The 21673-nt window shown below is 36.1% G+C and carries 20 protein-coding genes, 1 pseudogene and 1 riboswitch; of the genes and pseudogenes, 5 read left to right on the plus strand and 16 right to left on the minus strand.

The window, feature by feature from the left end:
• Positions 1–360: 360 nt before the first annotated feature.
• Positions 361–1359, plus strand: coding sequence for a pyruvate dehydrogenase complex E1 component subunit beta (locus AAGD90_RS03660; RefSeq protein ID WP_006279663.1), 999 nt, complete (start codon positions 361–363; stop codon positions 1357–1359).
• On the opposite strand, the pseudogene AAGD90_RS03665 reads toward AAGD90_RS03660, so the two are convergent.
• Positions 1335–1604 (minus strand): annotated as a pseudogene (locus AAGD90_RS03665) (TrbC/VirB2 family protein); the annotation flags it as partial. The gene AAGD90_RS03660 and the pseudogene AAGD90_RS03665 sit on opposite strands and share 25 nt — an antisense overlap.
• 23 nt (positions 1605–1627) lie before the next feature.
• Positions 1628–2460 (minus strand): IS5-like element ISWpi1 family transposase gene (locus AAGD90_RS03670; protein ID WP_341821644.1). Its coding sequence is split into 2 segments (ribosomal slippage): positions 1628–2091 and positions 2091–2460, totalling 834 coding nucleotides; the frame shifts between segments, so codons are not numbered across the junction.
• Between the two features lie 125 nt (positions 2461–2585).
• Between AAGD90_RS03670 and AAGD90_RS03675 the strand changes: the two genes are divergently transcribed.
• A protein-coding gene (locus AAGD90_RS03675) for an IS630 family transposase (RefSeq protein ID WP_156518142.1) occupies positions 2586–3445 on the plus strand; the annotation gives its coding sequence in 2 pieces (ribosomal slippage) (positions 2586–2910 and positions 2910–3445; 861 coding nt in all).
• A gap of 466 nt (positions 3446–3911) precedes the next feature.
• Here AAGD90_RS03675 and lepA read toward each other — a convergent pair.
• From lepA to pgsA, 10 genes are all read right to left on the minus strand, one after another.
• Positions 3912–5708: a translation elongation factor 4 gene (gene lepA / locus AAGD90_RS03680; protein ID WP_341821645.1), complete on the minus strand. Its 1797-nt coding sequence runs from the start codon at positions 5706–5708 to the stop codon at positions 3912–3914.
• A gap of 75 nt (positions 5709–5783) precedes the next feature.
• Complete coding sequence (locus AAGD90_RS03685; protein ID WP_038198837.1) at positions 5784–7178, minus strand: malonyl-CoA decarboxylase; 1395 nt, start codon at positions 7176–7178, stop codon at positions 5784–5786.
• 1093 nt (positions 7179–8271) lie between these two features.
• On the minus strand, positions 8272–8964 hold the full coding sequence (locus AAGD90_RS03690) for a thiamine diphosphokinase (protein WP_010962623.1): 693 nt from the start codon (positions 8962–8964) through the stop codon (positions 8272–8274).
• Positions 8945–9220 (minus strand): SemiSWEET family sugar transporter, encoded by a 276-nt coding sequence (locus AAGD90_RS03695; protein ID WP_006280002.1) that lies wholly within the window; start codon positions 9218–9220, stop codon positions 8945–8947. Before AAGD90_RS03695 ends, AAGD90_RS03690 begins: the two co-directional genes overlap by 20 nt.
• A riboswitch (TPP riboswitch) is annotated at positions 9209–9310 on the minus strand. It overlaps the preceding gene by 12 nt.
• Before the next feature lie 76 nt (positions 9311–9386).
• Entirely contained in the window at positions 9387–10232 is an 846-nt protein-coding gene (locus AAGD90_RS03700) for an SPFH domain-containing protein (protein ID WP_265017881.1), read from the minus strand.
• Positions 10233–10239: 7 nt separating this feature from the next.
• Complete coding sequence (locus AAGD90_RS03705; protein WP_264329854.1) at positions 10240–11178, minus strand: M23 family metallopeptidase; 939 nt, start codon at positions 11176–11178, stop codon at positions 10240–10242.
• Between the two features lie 3 nt (positions 11179–11181).
• Positions 11182–11916 carry a YebC/PmpR family DNA-binding transcriptional regulator gene (locus AAGD90_RS03710; RefSeq protein ID WP_341822176.1) on the minus strand — a complete coding sequence of 245 codons (735 nt, stop codon included), beginning with the start codon at positions 11914–11916 and terminating at the stop codon, positions 11182–11184.
• Positions 11917–11975: 59 nt separating this feature from the next.
• Positions 11976–12683 carry an outer membrane protein assembly factor BamD gene (locus AAGD90_RS03715; protein WP_010962627.1) on the minus strand — a complete coding sequence of 236 codons (708 nt, stop codon included), beginning with the start codon at positions 12681–12683 and terminating at the stop codon, positions 11976–11978.
• Positions 12684–12743: 60 nt separating this feature from the next.
• Positions 12744–13685, minus strand: coding sequence for a hypothetical protein (locus AAGD90_RS03720; protein ID WP_341821646.1), 942 nt, complete (start codon positions 13683–13685; stop codon positions 12744–12746).
• A gap of 120 nt (positions 13686–13805) precedes the next feature.
• Positions 13806–14339 carry a CDP-diacylglycerol--glycerol-3-phosphate 3-phosphatidyltransferase gene (gene pgsA, locus AAGD90_RS03725; RefSeq protein WP_341821647.1) on the minus strand — a complete coding sequence of 178 codons (534 nt, stop codon included), beginning with the start codon at positions 14337–14339 and terminating at the stop codon, positions 13806–13808.
• 134 nt (positions 14340–14473) lie between these two features.
• Here pgsA and AAGD90_RS03730 point away from each other — a divergent pair, with 134 nt between their 5' ends.
• Positions 14474–15796, plus strand: a complete 1323-nt coding sequence (locus AAGD90_RS03730; RefSeq protein ID WP_341822178.1) for a malic enzyme-like NAD(P)-binding protein — start codon at positions 14474–14476, stop codon at positions 15794–15796.
• A gap of 14 nt (positions 15797–15810) precedes the next feature.
• On the opposite strand, the gene AAGD90_RS03735 is transcribed toward AAGD90_RS03730, so the two are convergent.
• A complete protein-coding gene (locus AAGD90_RS03735) occupies positions 15811–16683 on the minus strand; it encodes a P44/Msp2 family outer membrane protein (protein WP_341821648.1) in 873 nt (290 codons plus the stop codon).
• Positions 16684–16848: 165 nt separating this feature from the next.
• Between AAGD90_RS03735 and AAGD90_RS03740 the strand changes: the two genes are divergently transcribed.
• Positions 16849–17067 (plus strand): BolA/IbaG family iron-sulfur metabolism protein, encoded by a 219-nt coding sequence (locus AAGD90_RS03740; RefSeq protein WP_006280012.1) that lies wholly within the window; start codon positions 16849–16851, stop codon positions 17065–17067.
• 15 nt (positions 17068–17082) lie between these two features.
• Positions 17083–17406 carry a Grx4 family monothiol glutaredoxin gene (grxD, locus tag AAGD90_RS03745; RefSeq protein WP_341821649.1) on the plus strand — a complete coding sequence of 108 codons (324 nt, stop codon included), beginning with the start codon at positions 17083–17085 and terminating at the stop codon, positions 17404–17406.
• A gap of 194 nt (positions 17407–17600) precedes the next feature.
• Here the strand turns inward: grxD and fumC are convergent, their stop codons facing one another.
• The 3 genes from fumC to eno all read right to left on the minus strand — a co-directional run bounded on the left by fumC (position 17601) and on the right by eno (position 21672).
• Positions 17601–18995: a class II fumarate hydratase gene (fumC, locus tag AAGD90_RS03750; RefSeq protein ID WP_341821650.1), complete on the minus strand. Its 1395-nt coding sequence runs from the start codon at positions 18993–18995 to the stop codon at positions 17601–17603.
• Between the two features lie 392 nt (positions 18996–19387).
• The gene (cgtA, locus tag AAGD90_RS03755; protein WP_341821651.1) at positions 19388–20410 is read right to left on the minus strand and encodes an Obg family GTPase CgtA; all 1023 of its coding nucleotides are present in this window, start codon (positions 20408–20410) and stop codon (positions 19388–19390) included.
• Positions 20398–21672, minus strand: a complete 1275-nt coding sequence (gene eno, locus AAGD90_RS03760; RefSeq protein WP_010082238.1) for a phosphopyruvate hydratase — start codon at positions 21670–21672, stop codon at positions 20398–20400. The genes cgtA and eno overlap by 13 nt, the downstream gene beginning before the upstream one ends.
• Position 21673: the final 1 nt, after the last annotated feature.

Genomic DNA, 21673 nt, shown 5'->3' on the forward strand with positions numbered 1-21673 from the left:
TTAAAATTATTAAATTAAGAGTTATAATTTTAGCAACTAAAAGCTGTAAATTGCACCATATAAACAGTTATTTCAAGCAAAAGTTATACTGACCTTAGCCAGAAAAAGTGGTGGAAAAGTTAGGAATGTTTTTTACAAAAAAAGACAGTATCAATAAAAAGGATTTTATTCTATTTGAAATATAAAATTATCATGTATTTTTCTGTTATTCCCAAGTGAATTATTATTAACTTAGCAGTATATATTATTAAAAACACAAGCAATACAATCATTATGTTTGTAAAACTTAATTTGTACACTTTACTTATCCCCAGTAATTCTGATATAGTTACTTTAGTTAAAGTCTATAAAAGTTTATAAATGGCAACCTTAAGTGTAAGAGAAGCTTTATGCACAGCAATTAGAGAAGAAATGCAAAACGACTCTGATGTGCTTATCATGGGTGAAGAAGTTGCAGAGTATGATGGTGCTTATAAAGTAACGAAAGGATTACTGAAAGAGTTTGGAGAAAACAGAGTAGTTGATACGCCTATTACCGAACATGGATTTGCTGGCCTTGCTGTTGGAGCGGCATTTGCTGGATTAAAGCCAATAGTCGAGTTTATGACTTTTAATTTTTCTATGCAAGCTATTGACCAAATTGTGAATTCCGCAGCAAAAACAAATTATATGTCAGGCGGACAACTTGGATGCCCTATAGTATTTCGTGGACCAAATGGCGCTGCAGCAAGAGTTGCTGCACAACATTCTCAATGCTTTGCAGCTTGGTATTCGCATATACCGGGGTTAAAAGTAATAGCACCCTATTTTGCCTCCGATTGCAGAGGTCTGCTTAAAGCTGCAATTCGTGACCCTAATCCGGTAATATTTCTAGAAAACGAAATAGCTTATGGACATGAGCATGAAGTTTCTGACTCTGAGCTATCAAACAAAGATTATCTACTTGAGATAGGCAAAGCTGCTGTTATACGGGAAGGAAAGGATGTAACTATCACTGCTTTTTCATTAAAATTAATGGATGCCTTAAATGCAGCAGATTTACTTTCGAGTGAAGGTATAGAAGCTGAAGTTATTGACCTCAGAACCTTAAGACCACTTGACACTCAAACTGTTATTAACTCTATTCAGAAGACTAATAGGTTAGTTAGTGTAGAAGAAGGATGGCCATTTGCAGGAATAGGAGCAGAGCTGTCAGCCGTTGTTATGGAACAAGGATTTGACTACCTTGATGCTCCAGTTGTACGCGTAACTGGCAAGGACATCCCCTTACCTTACGCTGCAAATCTAGAAAAAAAAGCATTACCACAAGTGGAAGATATAGTTAAAGCCGTACATCAGGTCTGTTTTAGAAAAAAATAGTTCTTTTTTGTGTCTCCTGTTCCACATTGGTCCATCAAAGAAGTATTTCCAGTGCCGCCTATACCACCCATTACTTTTATGACGATAGTTTTAGCACCGAAAAATACAGCACAAAATATACCGAGTGCAAAAAGAGCTGGCCATGGCATTCTACCAAATATCGCAAGCAAAGCTGCACCTATTATCACTACGGTCATAAGCGGTCCGCCTATTCCCCAAACGTAGCCAATAATGTTACATATTAGAGGTTGTCCGGAAACTAGTAAATTCAAGCATATTCCCTCTTTAACATAACCCTACTCATAGCTAGGTATATGAAATTCTCAGTGGATGTTGTGAGTAAATCATACTCCTTCGATAGCCTTCTATTCCTATTAACCCAAGCAAAAGTCCTTTCTACAACCCATCTTCTTGGCTGTACTTTAAACCCTTGTTCTCTTGTTGGTAGTAGCTCAGGTGGCGTATCTTTGTGCACCCAAAATCTACATGGAGGCCTTTTAACAATTTCAATATCTATGTCATATTCTTCCTTTATGTGATTCTTTAAATTTCTTCCTTGGTATCCCATGTCAGCCCACATTTTTTTAACTTTAGTATATTTTGTTCTCATATTGTTTAATGCTATTTTAATACCATCTCTATCATTTTCGTTAGCAGCGCCTACGTAACAACCTAGTATAAAACCCTGAGTGTCTGTAATTATATGCCTTTTTCTACCCTTTACTTTTTTACTTCCATCATAGCCTTTGATCCCCCCTTTTCTGTAGTCTTTACAGATTGACTATCTACTATACAGGCACTCGGCTGCTCATTCCTTCCTATTTTTCTTCTACTATATTTTGTAATTTCATAATTCATTTTCTCAAAAATTCCCTGCTTCTTCCATTGCCTGAACTGCTCATACACAGTCTTCCATAGCGGAAAATCATTTGGTAAATACCGCCATTGACACCCTGTACGCAATACATAGAAAATTGCTTCTAATATTTCTTTTTTGCTATACTTTTGCGGCCTTCCTCCTTTCTTGTATGATACTCTGAAGTGTTTTTCTATTCTTGCCCATTCCCTTTCGCTTAGATCTGTTGGATACTTTTTTCTCATCTTTACCCCGTACTAAAATTTCAGATATTATAGCCTTTTACTTGTTTCCGGACAACCTCTTATAGCTCTTTCCACAGAAGTCCGGATATGATAAGATTAAGGATAGATGGCGATAAGGAGGTTGGATGCCGGCAGCATATAGTTATGATTTAAGAAAAAAAGCAATGGAAGCACTAGACGAAGGGGAAAGCAGAGAAGCAGTGGCAGCAAGATTTAAAATTGGACGAACTACTTTGTGGGAGTGGCAGCAAAGAAAAAAAGAAACAGGCGACTTTCAGTCAAAAAAACTCGGTAATGGAGGTTACAATCAGAAAATTATCGACTGGAATAAGTTTATCGAATTTGCTAAAAAACACGGTAGAAAAACTCTGTCGGAAATGGCTAAACTTTGGGGCAACGTTAGTATCCAAACGATCCACCGAGCTCTCAGAAAAATTGGATTTACGCGCAAAAAAAGACATATGGATACAAGGAAAGGAACGAAGAAAAACGTGCTGAATTCTTAAAAATTATAGCAACAAAAGAACCAGAAAACTTAGTGTATATAGATGAGTCTGGGATTGATAACACGGAGGACTATCCATATGGGTATTGCCAGAAAGGACAGCGATTTTATGCCCTAAAATCTGGAAAAAAAACTCAACGAATCAGCATGGTTGCAGCCTTAAGTAGAAGAAAGATAGTTGCTCCATTAACATTTGAAGGCCACTGTAATATGGATATTTTTAATGGATGGTTTGAGCAATTTTTGGCACCGATCTTAGAACCTGGACAAACTGTCATTCTTGATAATGCTACTTTTCATAAGTCTGATAAGCTTATCAAGCTCGCTAAAGGAGTCGGTGCAGAAATTTTGTATCTGCCGCCTTATTCTCCAGATTTTAACAAAATTGAGCATCATTGGTTTGCTATAAAAAACAGAGCCAGGAAAAACATTCCTCTATTCGAATCCTTTCGTCGTGCTGTTGATTCTGCCTTCCTATGACCTATTCGGACTATTATGAGAAATGCTATACTTACATTATACTTTCAAGTATGGCGTTTTTTTATTCTAAATGCTTAATAACCGCGATTCAGTTGCTTTTAAACCGCAACTAATCTAAATTAGAAACATTAAGAAATTTACTAAACAGAAAAAAAGGCAAAAGAAACCCTAGGGTAGCTAGTTATTCACTATCCATTTTTTAAGTTGGCGTTTTTTTATGTTTTAAACGCTTTATAAGCGCGTTTCAGCTTATGTAGGTAGAAGTTTTATAAAGACATAAGGTGCACATAGTGCAAAAAATTAAACATGAGACGCCAGATACGTGAGTTTTTTTGTCATTTAATCTGTACAGAGAAGATAAATAAATAGCTTCACTTTCATGATAAGGGGGCTGGCAGAGTTTGTCAAGTAAGTTTTTTCGTTTCTAACGGTTGTTGCCAAAAACTATACAAGAAGTCTTTTAAGATCAATCACTTATCTTCAAGGCTTGAATAAAAGCATTCTGTGGAATATTTACGTTCCCTATAGAATGTAACCTTTTTTTACCCTTCTTTTGCTTTTCAAGTAGTTTCATTCTTCGCGTTACATCCCCACCATAGAGTTTAGCTGTTACATCTTTTCTGTATGGGTTAATCGTTTCTCTGGCAATGATTTTTCCGCCCACTGCCGCTTGAATCGCGATTTTGTATTGCTGACGTGGTATTAGATCCTTCAAGCGTGCACATATTTCACGCCCCCTTTTTTCTGCCCTACTTTTGTGAACAATACAGGCTAATGCATCTACGGGCTCTCCATTAATTAAAAAGCTTAATTTATCTATTTGGCTTACCAGATAGCTGGAAATTTCCCAATCCAAACTTGCATATCCTTTGGAAATTGATTTTAATCGATCATAAAAGTCAAAAACAACTTCAGACAGTGGTAATTTATATCTTAACAATGCTGTTGTTGTGTTACAAATGTAAGATAAATCCTCCTGTTCTCCCCTCCTTTCTTCACATAGAGATAGAATCTCTCCCAAGTATTGGTCAGGGACCATTATGGTTGCGGTAATCCACGGTTCTTCCACAATTTCAATTTTCGTTGGATCTGGCATATCACTTGGGTTATGAATATTCAAAACTTCACCACTTCGTGTTGTAACCCTATATATAACACTCGGTGCAGTTGCTGTTAGATCTAAATCAAACTCTCTCTCGAGTCTTTCTTGAATAACTTCAAGATGCAACATTCCCAAAAAACCACAACGAAATCCATAGCCTAGTGCATTTGAAGTTTCAGCTTCGAAGGTAAAACTTGCATCATTTAAATGTAACTTCTCTAGAGCTTCCCTTAGATATTTAAAATCATCCGTTTTGTGAGGGAAAATGCTACAAAATACCACAGGATGCACTTCTTTAAATCCAGGAAGTGCTTCACTACAAGGTCTCTTTTCCTCAGTGATAGTGTCTCCTACCTTGCAGTCTGCTACTTCCTTCATTGAAGCAGTTATAAAACCAACTTCACCCGCTGAAAGTTCACCCGTCATCACTTTTTTAGGGGTGAAAATACCGATATTATCTATCTGATATGTAGCATTATTAGACATCATAACAATTCTCATGCCTTTTTTTAGCACTCCATTTTTAACTCGCACTAAAATTACTACTCCTAAGTAAGTGTCATACCAACTATCAACCAAAATTGCTTGCAATGGAGCATTTACATCACCTTGAGGAGCTGGAAGTTTTGCTACTATTGCTTCCAGTACATCTTTTATTCCAAGTCCAGTTTTTGCTGATATTAAAACTGACTCACTTGCGTCAATGCCAATTACTTCCTCAACCTGGAGTTTTACCTTTTCTGGATCTGCAGCAGGAAGATCAACTTTATTGAGCACAACTATTATTTCATGGTTGTTGTCAATAGCTTTATATACATTTGCAAGGGTTTGTGCTTCAACGCCCTGGCTACTATCTACCACTAAAAGTGAACCTTCACATGCGGCTAAGCTTCGGCTTACCTCGTAAGAAAAGTCAACGTGACCTGGGGTGTCCATGAGATTTAGGCAATATTGATTACCGTCGTTTGCCGTATAATTGAGTTTTACCGTCTGTGCCTTAATTGTAATCCCACGTTCGCGTTCTATATCCATTGAATCGAGTATTTGATTGATCATTTCTCTTGCTTCAAGGCCGTTACATTCCTCTATTAAACGGTCAGCAAGCGTTGACTTACCGTGGTCTATATGCGCTATTATTGCAAAATTTCTTATGTTGTTCATTTATGGCTATTTTACTTAAGTAGAACCATTTTACATTTTAAGTGTTGTGAGGGCAATCCTTTATTAAGAGACTATTTACTCCTTCAACATAGACGACACTTTTTTCGAGCAGGAAATCACTTTATTAACCATATAGTTTTCATGATTATTATCTATTTTAGGCAACTCATACAGATAATTTACCATCATTCCAGCCGACTGACTAATACCTTTTTCAGAAGTATCCGCCATCCAGTTTAATTGTTTTATCGATGCACCATTGCTTAAATGAAAATGCGCCACCGGATCATAAGCATTCCCATTACTATTATTCACTTTTAGTAAATAATATGCACATAGTTTAAGCATGCATTGTTTAGTTTCATTTATACATTCAACGTTAATTTTTAATTGCTCTGCACTTTCTAAAATTTCTGCACTAGATTGTTTTATATTTAGTTTGCCCAATAAAGTGACATCTTGGTTTAGATTGTTTTTTAGCCATTTCGTAAAGCCAGGTATTGGAGAAAGAGTTGCATATGTTTTTATACTTTTAAACTCCTGTGATAGCTTTTCTACAACCCTTTTGATCAAAAAATTACCAAGGCTGATTCCAGATAACCCTGCTTGAGTGTTTGATATTGAATAGAATATAGCAGTGCTTGCATTACTCGGATCATTTGAAGGTACTGACTCATCTAAAAGGTGTTGAATACTATCTGCAATCTTATCCACCAATGCAACCTCTACAAAAATTAGAGGTTCGTTTGGTATCTTGTAATGAAAAAAAGCAAAACAGAGACCCAGCCTGTTTTTTAAGTCATCCCAAGAGGAAATTTTATGCACAGCTTCATATTTTATAAGTTTTTCTAGCAATGATGCAGGTGAATCCCAGGTGATTTGACGAAGATCAAGTAGATCAACATCAACCCAAGTATAGAGTATATTTTTTAATTCGCTTTCTAGTGGATTCAAGCTTCTATATTGGTTCTTTAGCTTAAGCACGTCAGAACGCATATCAACAATAAACTTAAGGCCTTCTGGTAAAGAAATAAATTGCTTCAATATTTTAGAACGCGGTGATTCAAGAATTTTTATTAAATCCTGTTCAAATTTATAGTTTAACTCGGGATCTTGGTTTTTCTTATACTCTCTAATTTTCTCATCTATTTCCGCTTTATTCGGATTAAATTTTTCTGCCAGGGTTTGTAGAAATTTTATTTTACCTTTCTCTGATAAGCTTAAGTACAAGTTACCAAGAGATACAGCGTTTTTACGTGCTGAAACCTCCCCTCCCTTTGGATTTAAGCACTCGTTCATCTTCAAGACTAAACTATCGATATCGCGACTGTTGCTTAAATCAGGACTGATGTTACCAATCCACGATCTTACAGCATCTGCCACTCCACCTAGTATTTTAAAAAAGCTTCTTACCGCCTTTTTGTCTTCAACTTTCACTATATCAGTTTTTACCAATGATTCTTTTGTCATAGATTCCCTTTATTATACATAGCTAATGCAAGTCAGGGTCATACCGCCGCGTTATCCCGCTAACAAGCAGCGGGATGACGGTTGTCGGTAAACCCAAGTTATTTTAGCTACATATAGCTTAAGTTAAAGGAAAATTTTAGCTACATAGCAGGCACTATTACTGAATTATTAATAATTCAGTAATACAATAGACTTCTTGCACTACCTCCCAAGCCACAACTGTCATTCAGTAGAAACGAAAAAACTTGCTTGACAAACTCCGCCAGCCCACTTATCATGAAACTGAAGCTATTGTATTTGCTTTCGCCAATCTGCAGATTAAAAGGTAAGGATTACTTAATGTATCGGCGTCTTATGTTCAATTTTTTGCAGTATATAGATACTGTATGTCTTTACAAAACTTCATCTACATCTAGATTTTTATCTAAATAAGCTGAACGCGCTTATAAAGCGTTACAAGACATCAAAAAATGCCAATACTCGACAGAGATAGTAAAAGACTAGCTAACTCGGGGATTCTTTGTCTTTTTTTCTGCTTAGTAAATTTCTTAAACATTTGCAGCGTAAGTTAGTTGCAATTAAAAGCAGCTGAATTTCGCTTGTCAAGCGTTTAAAACATAAAAAACGCCAATATTTTAAAGCGGATAATAACCACGGGGCTTCTTTTGCCTTTTTTTTCGTTTGGTAAATTTCTTAATGTTTATAGCTAAACGACAATCGTCATCCCGCTACGTGTTAGCGGGATCTATGCTTTGAGATACCGCGAATGAATCGCGGTATGACGGTGTAGATGATGGTTAAGTAATTCGTCATCCCGCTGCTTGTTAGCGGGATCTATGTTAAGGTATGACGGTTAAGTAAGGGATCTATGTTAAGAGATACCGCGAATGAATCGCGGTATGACGGTGTAATGACGGTTAAGCAATTCGTCATCCCGCTGCTTGTTAGCGGCTAAGAGATACCGCGGCGGTATGACGTAGGACTGCTGTCATTCAAGTAGCTGAAACTGGAATGACACGTCATAAAGGAACCAGTGTCAGCTACTTGGATGATACCTTTTTTCTACTTAGTTTGGGTTATGCAAGAAGTCTATTTACTTCTTAACTTGACGCACATGATGTCTTGCAGCATCATCTACTGTCTCTAAATAAATCATTGCTAGACATATACCACTGTGTACTTCTACGGATACCTTATTGCCTAAACTTCGATTAAAGCAAGAATTTTTTCCCGGAAAAGCAAGATTACTAAGGTGCAGTTCCCATTTTAATCCTTTAGTTGATATTTGAGCTCTCGGTATACCAAGTAAAGATATTTTAGTATTTTTTGGCAAAGAAAAAAAATGGGTAATACCTTTTTGTAAAGTGTAACCTACCATGGGAGGTGAAGGTGTGTAAAAGATACTGCCCGTACTTAGAAAAATGTTAATATTCTGTAGTATGTGATCAATTGCTCCTCCAGTAATACCCGTTACTATTGATGGCAATAACTTTACTGTTTTTAAGTGAGCCATTGCTTTAGAAAAGTCGCAATAATCTTGATCAGGTAGATATATCGTATTCAAATTAGCACGTAAATCCAGATTTACGCTATCCAAATCTCCTACTACAAGATCAGGTTTTACGCCAATTGATAGAAGCTTGTTTGCTCCTCCATCTACAGCAATAATAGGTATATCTCGTTTAAAAAACGATGAGCTCGGTATTTTTCCATTTAGCACTACAATAGAACGATATTGTTGTTGTGTACTGCAGTGCAGCACATGATCATGGTGCAGGTTTTGCATCGTAGTAACATTTTTGAATAATTGATATTATGCTAATCACTAATCCAGCAATATTGCTAAGCACCACAAAAATTGAGCTCTGGTAAAGACCATAGCCAATCCAAGACAATGAACAAATAAGATAGTTTACTAACATTAACATCGATACATCACGAGTAACTTTAGTGATATATGCTTTATATACTTGAGGTGATAATCCAATTAGAGATGCAATTAACGCAATGAAGCCGAAGCATTCTTCAATATTTATATACATACATTTTCCTACGCTTGCTTTAACATATCAGGTTCAAAGGGTTGTACTTTATGTACTCTCAGCTTTTCTAGAGCACCCCTAATGCGTGTAATTTATAACATCATTTAGTCTATTAATCAAGAAATTAATAGTGACTTGCATTTATGAAACCCAATCGGCTTCTATGCTAATTATTATCTAAACTAATCGTCGGTTGTGCATCTTGCTCAGAGATTAGGGCAACCAACAAATTATTTATCAATTGAACCTTTTGCTTGCCATCTAATTGTAAGCTTTTGTTTTTTTCAAAATGAGCTATTACTTCCTCGACAATTCCTATTGCATTTTGCACTATATGCCTTCTTGCCGAAGTGATAGCATGTGCTTGTTGACGCCTTAACATTGCTTGTGCAATCTCGGACGAATACGCCAAATGCGATATTCTTGCTTCTGTAATCTCAATTCCTGCAATATCTAATCTTTGTTGTAACATTGACCGCAATTCATCTGAAATTTTATCAGAATTTTTACGTAAAGATTCCTCATTGCTCTCGCTGTCATACGGATAGTTACTAGCTAATTCTCTTATTACTGAGTCACTTTGTACAAAAACAAATTCGTGATAGTTGTTAACATTATAATACGCCTTTGCAGGGCTATTTACTCTCCAAACAATCACTGCTGAAATCTCTATTGGACTTCCATTGGCATCATTCACTTTTATTTTTTCTGTGTTGATATTTTGAAATTTTAGGGAAACTATATATTTGCTTGAAAAGGGAAGCGTTACACATATTCCAGACTTAAAATAAGTTCCAATATAATGACCAAAAAATTCTATCACTCTTGCTTCATTAGGGTCATTAATAAAAAATCCTTGAAGAAAAGTCAAAATTGAAACGGCAGCAACTCCAAGTGCAATTGTGCTGTCATATGCCAAAAAAAGCAGCGATAAAATTAATCCTAGCGCTATTAGTACAGGAAAAAACCGGAGTTGACTTAAATTTCTATCGTTTATCGTATTCTTATCCATATTGTCTTTAAACTTCTTTTTCACTTGAACCCTCTCTGTTGATCGTTTTATTTATCTTATTTACAAATAGTTTAAACTCTCTTAATTCATGATCAGGCAATTTTACTTCAGTTTTATGTGCTATCGTAAGCGGATCAATGTGTTTGCCATTATATATAACTTCGTAATGTAAATGGGGTCCTGTTGCAACACCAGTGCTACCAACATAAGCGATGATCTGCCCCTGCTTTACTTTAGAGCCTAACTTTATATCGCCACTAAATCTACTTACATGCGCGTAACAGGTTGAATATTCATTTTTGTGTTTTATTTTGATGTAATTTCCATAGCCACCATTCTTTCCTATATATTCTATCACACCCTCTGCAGCAGCGTATATGGGAGTGCCAAGTTTAGCTGCATAATCCACTCCTTTGTGAAAAACAATTTTACCGCGAATAGGGTGCTTTCTATTACCAAATTTCGAGGATACGCGATAATCTCCATTTAAAGGATTTGCAAAAATTTCGCCATTTTTTAAGCTTATTCCTTCTTTATTAAAATATCTTTCTTTGCCGTCTTGCGATTTATAATGATATAAACTAATAGCTTTCTTGTTTATTGTCAGTGAAGCATATAAAATTTTTTCTTCAGTCTTCTGATTATTAGGCAATCTCTCAAAAAGAACCTCCAATTTACTCTTCGGCACAATGTCTTTTTTAAAATCAACACCGAAATCTTTATATATGTTGATCAATTTCACCACTGTATTTGGCGCCAACCCTTCCGTGGCAAAAAAGGAAGATTTTATGGTACTGGATATGAATAACAACTTTCTATCACTTTCTGTCGTCAAAGTAGCTTTTTTTTTTCTGATTCCATGCTGGAATGGCTGTGCAAGATCTGTTGATGTTTCAGCGGTATATAACGGTAAGATAAAGAGCAGCATAAATACAATCAGCTTCATCATTTAAACAGCATCAACAAAAGTAAAATTACCTTCCACATACTGTACATCATCATTATCTTCTAATTCTTCAACCAATGCAGATAATTTATCAATCAACTCTTTATCGCTAATTTCAATCAGATCTTTTGGCTGCCATGAAAGACGAGCAAGTTCTGGTTCTCCGAATTTTGCATAAAAGGCATCGCGTACTTTACCAAAATCTTTTATTTCACAAGTTATAACGTGTAATCCTTCTTTGTCATTTTCCTCAACATTCAATACTTCTAATTCGATTCCATGACTGAATAAATCATCAAAATTCACACCCTCTGCTTTATAGACGATTAAGCCTACATGATCGAAAAGGTAACTAACACTTCCTGTTTCTCCTAAATTTCCACCTTTACGAGAAAAGATATAACGTACCTCAGAAGCAGTACGGTTGCGGTTATTAGTCAAGGCATGGACAATGAGTGCAGTGCCAGAAGGCCCATGACCTTCATATTGTATTTCCTCGTAATTTTCTCCAGCAACGTTACCAGTTGCATTTTTTATTGCTGTTTCTATTTTATCTTTTGGTAGATTTTCCTTGCGTGCAGCAAATATAGCAGAGCGAAGGCGCGGGTTGAGTTCGGGTAGCCCTTGCTTTGCAGCAACTGCTATTTCTCTAATCATCTTCGTAAATTTTTGAGAGCGCTTTGCATCCTGAGCGCCTTTCCGATGTTTTATATTTGAAAATTGTGAATGACCAGCCATATTCAAATAGTTAAAAACCTAATTATATATCAAAGCATAGAAAAAGCTAAAGCAAATTTTCAAGCCTCTGGCTTGGCATCTTGCAGGTTTTCTGCTAATAACATACTTTCATACTGCTCAGCTTCTAAGTCAAGGCCAAGAGCTGAATGGGCTGCTATTAAATGGTTAATAGACTTAGAAAAATATTTAGAATCCTTATAGCTTGCCATATTCTGGAAACGCTTAATTGCTGCTAAATATTCACCACGCCTCAGGTAAAATTTACCGATAGAATACTCTTTTGTTGATATATGTTCTGTGATTAATTTTGCTCTTTCCTTTATCTCGTCTACATATTCGCTGCCTGGAAAGAGATTAATGTACTCAGTGGCTAGCTCTAAAGTTTTATATGCAGTTTGCTGTCCAAGTTGCACTTTATTAATTTGCATGTAATAAGATAATACTCTTAAGTAGTATACATATGGTAAATCTTCACCATTTGAATAAACATATATATAATCAGCCATATCACTTGCAGCACTGCTATAGTTACCCATATTATAGTGAGAGACCCCAGATAATAATTTTGCTTTCATTGCCCAATAAGAAAAAGGATACAAATCCTCTATCTTATGAAATGCCCTAATAGCTTGTTTATATTTTTTCTGGTCAAAAAGTTCAACTGCTTCTTCATATAGTTCAGTTTCAGTTTTTTCAAGATCATCCGCATACGATTGTGTAAAGGAGCAAATTAGGAAAATAAAGCACGTGATTAAAGTCTTATACATAAGATTTTTTTCGATCAAAATAAAGTATAGACCTAAATATTACTTAAATAAATAAATTTCTTAGGCAATAGCCGGTCCTTCTTCTTTATAACTACGGTCAGAACTACCTGCATTTCTTGATTCACCTCGTCCTTCCACTTTTGGATCTTTCAGCGTCTTACTGTAGGAATGTATAGTTAAGACCTGTACAGCCATAAAAATTGCAATACCTATCAAGCCTAAAGTAGGTCCAACAGCAGGATTTAAGGACGATGCTAATGCTATTAACATTATCCTTCTTATTAAAAACACAGAAGAACCAGCAAGCGCCAATCCGGCTACAGATATATTGCTAGTTTTCTTGCTAGATTTCTCATCAAGATCAGACTTTTCTGTTTCCTTTTTCTTATTTTTTTCATGCTTATCAATATAAGAAACAAGAGTTGCAAGAAAAGCAATTGCATTGGCAAGAAATAAAATTGCATCCTCTGCTGCTTCAAGTGAAGATGTTTCACCCATTATCATACCTACAATAACCAGTGCAGTTGTTATAGCCTCAATATAGATCAAACACTGACCTATATCAGAAATATTGTGCTCTTTTTCCTTTACTTCCTTTCCATTTTCAATAATCTCCAACTCTCGTTCTTTTTGTGCTATCTTCCTATTATTGTAAATTAAATATAGCGTACAAATAAGAGATAAGACTGTAAAAGGTAATATAGTGTGGCTTAGCGCGCCACTTATCACGCCAAGTAATACCTGATCGCTATATGTTTTTTCCAGTTCAATCGCCATCAGCAATGTAAATGGGACCATTGTTGCCAATGATGCACATTTTCTATATAGCTCTCTTTTTTTTAGTGCTAATAGTTCTTGTTCTAGCCTTTCTCTTTTGACTTCTTTATCAACTGTTGGCCAAAAATCCCAAAAAAACTCTTCTAATGGTTCAAAATCTCTTTTTTTCTTATTCTTTCCTGGAACCTTTTTAGTAGAAGAAAATTTGCCACTAGGTATTTTCATAATATTAACCTAATTAGTAGTAAGTTAATACAATTATACACCTTTTTGCTTTCTGAGTCAATATCACTAAGATATTAACTACTCTTGTCTATTAACTATTTCCTAGGAGATTTAATCAATCTATTTGATGCAGGCTAGGATATAATTATAGCCTGACCACATAGTTATAATAGCTGCAACCCATAAACAAATCGCACCTGTATATTGAATCATATAATAATCGTTCATTATTAGCGCTACTACAGCAACCATCTGCAAAAATGTTTTAATTTTTCCAGCTTTGCTTACAGGTAGACTAACATTTGTAGCTATCAAAAACTCCCGCAAACCCGAGACTAATATCTCCCTACAGATGATGATAATCGATGGTACTATTGTAAAATCATTTATCTTCTGCTTATAAACTAGCATAATTATCGTTGAAACCACTATTAATTTATCAGCAATTGGATCAAATAGCTTGCCAAATTTTGATTGGACTTTCCACGCACGCGCCAAGTAACCATCAAAAAAATCCGTAATGCACGCAAACACAAAGATTGATATTGTTATCAGGCCTGCATATTTATTTTCTATATAAAAACTTAATATTATTGCTGGTATTGCAAGTGCACGAGAAATTGTAAGCAAATTAGGCACGTTTTTTTTAAGCATGTAACATCATCTTACGTAATAGGTAAACTTATACAGAAGTACAACAGAGTTCACAAGTTAATAGTTTACAATTGAACATTTATAAAAACTCCATATACTTAAAAAATACAAGCTTAAAATATAAGGATGTAATGATGAACGATGATTTAGATAGTACCACAAAACAAGAAGCGCTTAAGTATCACAGCAGAGGTGGTAACCCTGGTAAAATTTCAATCATGCCAACAAAACCTTTATCTACCCAGTATGATTTGTCACTTGCTTATTCCCCTGGTGTTGCAGCTCCGTGCCTTGAAATAGCTAAAAATCCTGAGGTTGTTTATGATTATACAGCAAAAAGCAACTGTGTTGCTGTCATTTCAAATGGCACTGCAGTGCTTGGACTTGGTAATATCGGTCCTCTTGCTGCAAAACCTGTCATGGAAGGCAAAGCTGTTTTATTTAAGCGTTTTGCTGATATTGATGCAGTTGATATAGAAGTTGGTACAGAAAATATAGAAGATTTCATCAATGCAGTAAGGTATCTTGGGCCAAGTTGGGGGGGGATAAATTTAGAAGATATAAGATCTCCCGATTGTTTTATAATAGAGAAACGCCTGAATGAACTGATGGATATTCCAGTGTTCCATGATGACCAGCATGGAACTGCGGTGGTTGTTGCAGCTGGCATAGAAAATGCTCTTGATATTGTTGAAAAGAAATTAGAGGACGTTAAGATCATTATGAATGGTGCTGGAGCAGCCGGTATTGCATGTTTAGAAATACTAAAGTCCATGGGCGCTAAAAATATAGTGCTGTGTGATAAGCAAGGAGTAATATACAAAGGTAGAAACGAGGATATGAATGAGTGGAAGGAAAAGTATGCAATTGATACTTCCGAACGTTCTCTACTTGATACAATAAAAGGCGCTGATGTATTCATCGGACTATCTGCAAAAGATGTGTTAAATGAAGAGATGTTAAAGAGTATGGGCAAAGACCCGATTATTTTTGCTCTTGCCAATCCCGATCCAGAAGTAAGGCCTGAGTTTGCAAAATCTGTGAGGCCAGATGCAATAATTGCAACTGGTAGGTCAGATTACAACAACCAAGTCAACAACGTAATGGGTTTTCCTTATATATTTAGAGGGGCACTTGATGTACATGCAACAACAATAAATGATGAAATGAAAATTGCAGCTGCAGATGCAATAGCAAAGCTTGCCCGTGAGCCAGTACCAGGTGAGATATCTGCAGTCTATGGCGGTCGTAAAATGGGCTATGGACGTGAATATATAATACCTACTCCATTTGACCCAAGATTAATTTCTATAGTAGCTTCTGCTGTTGCAAAAGCCGCAGTTGATTCAGGTGTTGCAAGAAAGGCAATACAAGATTGGAGTAAATATGAAAATCAATTAAAATCTCGTCTTTCTAATGTTCTCAGCACGCTGAATTTACTATCTTCACATATGTAATTTATTGGATAAAGTTAAAAGTGATAAACCAACCCAAACTCTAAGCCATATATGCCAAACCTATTGGTAATGGTTGCAGTTGTTGATTCAACACGTGCAGTTCCATCAACTTTACTTCCTCCACCGGCAGGAATATATCCTTCACCAGCTAGTATCTTTATTTCTGGTACAATATCTTTAAATTGGTTATCAAGGATACCAAAATAGCGTAAACCAGCAAATGCTTGAGTTTGTGCTGTAAGTTGGTGATTGATACCAAGTTTTGCTTGGTAAGCCAAGGCATATCTGGTTTTTCCTAGAAATTTAACCCTAGTTACACCTGCACCAATACCAACATATGGGGTGAATGGCATTTTTGCTATATTAAAATCACGATATACATTGACCATTCCAGCTAAGTTATTAAAACCTTCATTTTTCATCTTAAATGCAGCTCTGAACTCTGCTTCAACACTACAATTTTCTTGAATGTGAATATCAACCTTTCCACTTCTCCAAGGTGAATTGCATTCCGCTCCAGTAGACGCATCATTGTGACGACGAAGTTCAATATATCTTGCTTTTTTCTTATCTGAATAATCTTCATCATATAAGTTAGTCTGAGAATATAAGCCTTCAAACTCAACTCTCATATTTTTGAATAAATACCCTATTGCAGCACTACCGGCAAACCCTGGAACATATTTAGGACTGTATCCAGCTTCAATTCGCTCCTTCTTATTAAAACTAAAAACCCCCTCTGTTATATTGTCACCTGCATCTTCTTTTCCTTCTAGAGAACCTATTGCATTGAAGAATGCTCCAAAATAGTTAGCTTTGATGTAAACATTCTCTAAGTTATTTATTTTATCATCGTAAGATAAGCACCTAAATGAAAAAGTTAGCAAAACCAATAGATATGTGAATTTAAATCTTTCGCCCACCAAAAAGCCTCCCTGCATAATTTGTCATTCCATTATTATAGTATGCTTCTATTTTTTATGATAGCAACTTTTTATTGCGCTCAATCGTTTTAGATTTATAATGAAAGTATTGTAATTTAAAGCAAATCAATGACTATTGCAATTCACGAATTAGAGAGGATCATCAAACAATCGTTCCCCGACGCTGATATAAAGATTCATGATCTTGCTGGAGATGATGACCATTATCATTTAAAAATAAACTCCAAGTGTTTTCTTGGAAAGACAAAAATAGAACAGCATAAAATGGTATATAAAGCTCTGGAAGGTCAGTCTATACACGCCTTGCAACTGGAAACTAATACTTAAAAATAAGGTGAATTTATGAGCAATTTTGAACAAATAAAAAAAGATATAACAGAAAATGATGTGGTATTGTATATGAAAGGCACTTCTGATTTTCCTCAATGCGGATTCTCTGGACTCGTCGTGTCAATCCTAAAAAAATTGAACGTGAAGTTTAAGTATATTAACGTGTTGGAGAATGATGAAATACGTGAATCTATAAAAAAGTTTTCTGATTGGCCAACAATTCCACAATTATATATAAAGGAAGAGTTTATTGGTGGTTGCGACATCACTCGCGAGATGTACGAAAAAGGCGAACTGCAAAGTTTATTGAGGGAAAAAAAAATTATTGCGGAATAAGTACCAAGAAACCAGTGCCCAGACGCTGGATAACGTAGTATAGCTATGAAAAAGGATCTTATGTCTTAAACCGTATCCGTTCAGGGGAGCGGCAAAATAAGGTAGACAAAGCAAGATAATAATGTTGATGTTAACACTATTGTCAAGTTTACTGGCCTTTCTATTAGTGAGATTGAAGAATTAAGTGTGAGCGGTTACAAATAATTTACCATTTCTTCTGGTTTCACTATCCTTTCAAACTCTTCCTCAGTGAGCAGTTGAAGTTTTGCTGCTGCTTCTTTTAGAGTGATATTTTCTTTATAAGCAAGCTTCGCTATTTTTGCTGCATTGTCGTACCCTATATGCGTATTTAATATAGTGACCAACATCAACGACTGATTCAGTAAATCTTTTATCCTCTCTTCATTTGCTTTAATACCAACTACACATTTTTCTGTAAAATTTAAACTTGCGTCAGCTAAAAGTCTTATAGACTGCAAAACATTGTAAATTATCACTGGCTTAAACACATTCAATTCAAAATGACCGTTTGAACCACTAATGGTTACAGCAACATGATTTCCCATAACTTGAGTGCATACCATAGTCACCGCTTCACACTGAGTTGGATTCACTTTACCTGGCATAATTGAAGAACCAGGCTCATTTTCCGGTAACATTATTTCCCCAATTCCGCATCTTGGACCAGAACCAAGCAACCTTATATCATTTGCAATTTTCATTAAACTGACTGCTACTGTATTGAGTGTTCCACTGAGCTCAACTAAAGCATCATTTGCTGCTAGCGCTTCAAATTTATTGCCTGCTGAAGTAAATGGAAGGTTAGTAATTCCTGCAACTTGCTTTGCAAAATCTTCAGCAAAACCCTTTTTAGTATTGAGTCCCGTGCCAACCGCAGTGCCACCTTGTGCAAGCTCGTATATACCACTTAAAGTTGATTTTACTCTCTCTATCCCCTTTTTAATCTGGACTGCATAGCCAGAGAACTCCTGTCCTAGTGTTAGGGGCGTTGCATCTTGCAGATGAGTACGTCCTACTTTTATTATATCTTTAAATTCCTGAACCTTATTATCCAGCACCTTATGCAATTTTTCAAGATTTGGAATAAGCAAGCAGTTTATTTGCTCTGCTGCTGCTATATGCATTGCTGTTGGAAAGGTGTCATTTGACGACTGACCATAATTCACATGATCATTTGGATGTATTGGAGATTTACTACCCAAATTACCACCTAAAATCTCTATTGCACGATTGCTGATCACTTCATTCATATTCATATTAGTCTGCGTTCCGGATCCGGTTTGCCAAACAACAAGCGGAAATTCATTATTAAATTTGCCATCTATTACTTCCCTCGCGGCTGTGCAAATTGCGTCCCCTACCCTATCATCTATAACACCATGTTTCATATTAACACGCGCTGCTGCAAGTTTTACTATTGCTAATGCTTTAATCAGAGGCTCTGGCATTTTTTCTGTGCCAATCTTAAAATTTTCTAAAGAACGCTGAGTCTGTGCTCCCCAGTAATGTTCACTTGGTACTTTTACTTCCCCTAAGCTGTCTGATTCTATTCTCGTCTTTCTATCCATATTTTCCTCCTGGTGTTATGCAAACTGGTTCACTACATAATTTTTTCATGCCTACTTCTTGGTTAATTAAATCATACTAGATCCAAGTAGTCAAGTGTACGAACATTGCAATTTTCAGTTAACTTGCATGGTAGATGCAAGTAGCTGACACTGATTCACTTTATGATGGTGTCATTCCAGTCTGGAATCCAGCCTTTTCATAATCATCAAAACGTTGTATTTTAACATAAAACGGCTACTTTTATGCTTACCAACTTAATAAAATTCCTGGATCCCAGTGTCTGGGCACTGGGATGACACCCTTCTGGTGGACTCAAATCACGATGTTTGCACAGCTGTACGCTTAGTTCTGGTTGCACGCTACCATTCTTGTACATCCATAAATAGAAAATTTACGCTTTAAAAGGATCATATACATCGATTTCCTTAGAATTACTCTTTTTCAATTTTTCACTTAATAATCTTAAAATAGGCTGTAAATCACCATTAATTGATAAGCACAGCACTTCTTTATTGAGATAATTAGCTAGGTGATTCTTCTTTTCCAGAATTTCTGCTTCCCTCAATAAGTCGCATTTGTTTAATACTACAATCTCTTCTTTTTCAACAAGATCACTATTGTAAAGTTCCAATTCATTATGGATACAACTATAAGCCGAAACAACGTCATCGTGAGTTACATCGATTAAATGAAGTAAAATTTGACACCTTTCTATGTGCTTTAAAAATTTATGCCCGAGCCCAACTCCAAGGTGAGCATCAGTAATTATTCCAGGAATATCTGCTATTACAACTTCGCTATCATCCACTTTTACCATGCCTAAATGAGGTCTTACGGTGGTAAATGGATAATCGCCTACTTTTGTATCGGAATTTGAGCAGCGAGTCAAAAATTTTGATTTACCTGCGTTTGGCATGCCAATAATTCCAACATCTGATAAAACTTTTAGTTTTAATAATACATGTTTTTCTTCGCCAGGCTGACCGTAAGTAAAATGTCTTGGTGCCTTATTAGTAGAAGATTTAAAATTAGTATTTCCAAGTCCACCTTTTCCACCCTGTGCTACTTGAAATTCCATACCAGGCTTGTCAAGGTCTACTATTATCTCTTCACTTTCTTCATCAATTATTTGTGCACCGACTGGAACTTTAAGTATAACGCCTTTCCCTGCTGTGCCAGATCTATCCCTGCCTGCACCATTTTTTCCACTATCTGCTTTAATGTGTCTTCTATAACGAAAATGAAGCAAAGTGTTGAGATTAGCGTCGCTGATGAAAACTATGTTTCCACCCTTTCCTCCATTACCACCATTTGGACCACCAAATTCAACGAACTTTTCTCGACGAAAACTTGCACAGCCATCACCACCGTCACCAGCTTTTAAACACAATTTTACTTCGTCTATAAAACCCATGCTAACCCACGATAATATTTAGCATCCTTTCCTAATGCGCTTTCTATTCTGATTAGCTCGTTATACTTCGCGAGTCTATCAGAACGCGATAGCGACCCGGTTTTTATTTGCCCGCAATTTGACGCAACTGCTATATGAGATATTGTTGTGTCTTCTGTTTCACCTGAGCGATGAGAAACAACAGCTTTATAGCCATTTGATTTTGCCATTTCAATAGCAGCAAAAGTTTCTGTTAACGTCCCTATTTGATTTGGCTTGATCAGTACAGCATTTGCCATTTTTTCCTCTATTCCTTTGCATATCAGTTCACAATTTGTAACAAACAAATCATCCCCAACCAATTGAATTTTACTCCCCAATTTTGCAGTAAGTAATTTCCAACCTTCATAGTCGTCTTCACTCATTGCATCTTCTATAGAAATTATTGGATATCTTTCCACAAGATTACAATAATATTCAGTCAACTCTTCTGAAGTAAGATCTCTGTGTTCAAATTTGTAAATTCCATCTTCATAAAAAGTAGATGAAGCAACATCAAGGCCTAGTGCAAAATCACTTTGCGCTGAATAACCTGCTGATTCTATAGCGTATATGATCAAATCAAGTGCTTCTTCAGTACTTTCAATATTTGGTGCAAAACCACCTTCATCCCCTACATTTGTGCTATAACCTTTTTTCTTAAGAATGCTACGTAAGTTGTGGAATACCTCCGCAGATATTCTAATCGCTTCGCTGAAAGTCTCAGCACCGACCGGAAGAATCATGAATTCTTGGAAATCGAGCTTATTGTCTGCATGTACTCCACCATTAATTATGTTAATGAGTGGAACCGGCATAACACTCGTCTGCTTTCCTCCCAAATATCTATATAGCGGCATTTTGAAACTGTTTGCTGCTGCTTTTGCAACTGCAAGAGACACACCCAAAGTTGCATTTGCTCCAAGTTTTGATTTGTTTTTTGTTCCATCCAGTTCAATTAATGCTTTATCAATTGCATTTTGGTCCGCTGCATTCATTCCAATGATTTCATCTGCTATTATCCCATTTACAGCTTGAACAGCTTTCAGCACTCCCTTACCACAATACCTTTTCTCATCTTGGTCCCTGAGTTCCAAGGCTTCTAATTTACCGGTTGAAGCTCCAGAAGGTACAGATGCCCTGCCTATTGCACCATCACAGAGCTCAATTTCTACCTCAATAGTGGGGTAACCCCTGCTATCTAAAATTTCTCTTGCAAATACGTTATTGATTATCTTATTCATT

The sequence above is a fragment of the Wolbachia endosymbiont (group A) of Ischnus inquisitorius genome (assembly GCF_964026985.1).
GTDB lineage: Bacteria > Pseudomonadota > Alphaproteobacteria > Rickettsiales > Anaplasmataceae > Wolbachia > Wolbachia pipientis.

Coding starts and splice junctions, on each gene's coding strand:
- AAGD90_RS03715 (WP_010962627.1), bottom strand. CDS start 12,683: ATGTATAAGACTTTAATCACGTGCTTTATTTTCCTAATTTGCTCCTTT.
- AAGD90_RS03695 (WP_006280002.1), bottom strand. CDS start 9,220: ATGTATATAAATATTGAAGAATGCTTCGGCTTCATTGCGTTAATTGCA.
- AAGD90_RS03700 (WP_265017881.1), bottom strand. CDS start 10,232: ATGGATAAGAATACGATAAACGATAGAAATTTAAGTCAACTCCGGTTT.
- AAGD90_RS03740 (WP_006280012.1), top strand. CDS start 16,849: ATGACTATTGCAATTCACGAATTAGAGAGGATCATCAAACAATCGTTC.
- AAGD90_RS03730 (WP_341822178.1), top strand. CDS start 14,474: ATGAACGATGATTTAGATAGTACCACAAAACAAGAAGCGCTTAAGTAT.
- AAGD90_RS03685 (WP_038198837.1), bottom strand. CDS start 7,178: ATGACAAAAGAATCATTGGTAAAAACTGATATAGTGAAAGTTGAAGAC.
- AAGD90_RS03660 (WP_006279663.1), top strand. CDS start 361: ATGGCAACCTTAAGTGTAAGAGAAGCTTTATGCACAGCAATTAGAGAA.
- AAGD90_RS03705 (WP_264329854.1), bottom strand. CDS start 11,178: ATGAAGCTGATTGTATTTATGCTGCTCTTTATCTTACCGTTATATACC.
- lepA (WP_341821645.1), bottom strand. CDS start 5,708: ATGAACAACATAAGAAATTTTGCAATAATAGCGCATATAGACCACGGT.
- pgsA (WP_341821647.1), bottom strand. CDS start 14,339: ATGCTTAAAAAAAACGTGCCTAATTTGCTTACAATTTCTCGTGCACTT.
- fumC (WP_341821650.1), bottom strand. CDS start 18,995: ATGGATAGAAAGACGAGAATAGAATCAGACAGCTTAGGGGAAGTAAAA.
- AAGD90_RS03720 (WP_341821646.1), bottom strand. CDS start 13,685: ATGAAAATACCTAGTGGCAAATTTTCTTCTACTAAAAAGGTTCCAGGA.
- eno (WP_010082238.1), bottom strand. CDS start 21,672: ATGAATAAGATAATCAATAACGTATTTGCAAGAGAAATTTTAGATAGC.
- AAGD90_RS03690 (WP_010962623.1), bottom strand. CDS start 8,964: ATGCAAAACCTGCACCATGATCATGTGCTGCACTGCAGTACACAACAA.
- cgtA (WP_341821651.1), bottom strand. CDS start 20,410: ATGGGTTTTATAGACGAAGTAAAATTGTGTTTAAAAGCTGGTGACGGT.
- AAGD90_RS03710 (WP_341822176.1), bottom strand. CDS start 11,916: ATGGCTGGTCATTCACAATTTTCAAATATAAAACATCGGAAAGGCGCT.
- grxD (WP_341821649.1), top strand. CDS start 17,083: ATGAGCAATTTTGAACAAATAAAAAAAGATATAACAGAAAATGATGTG.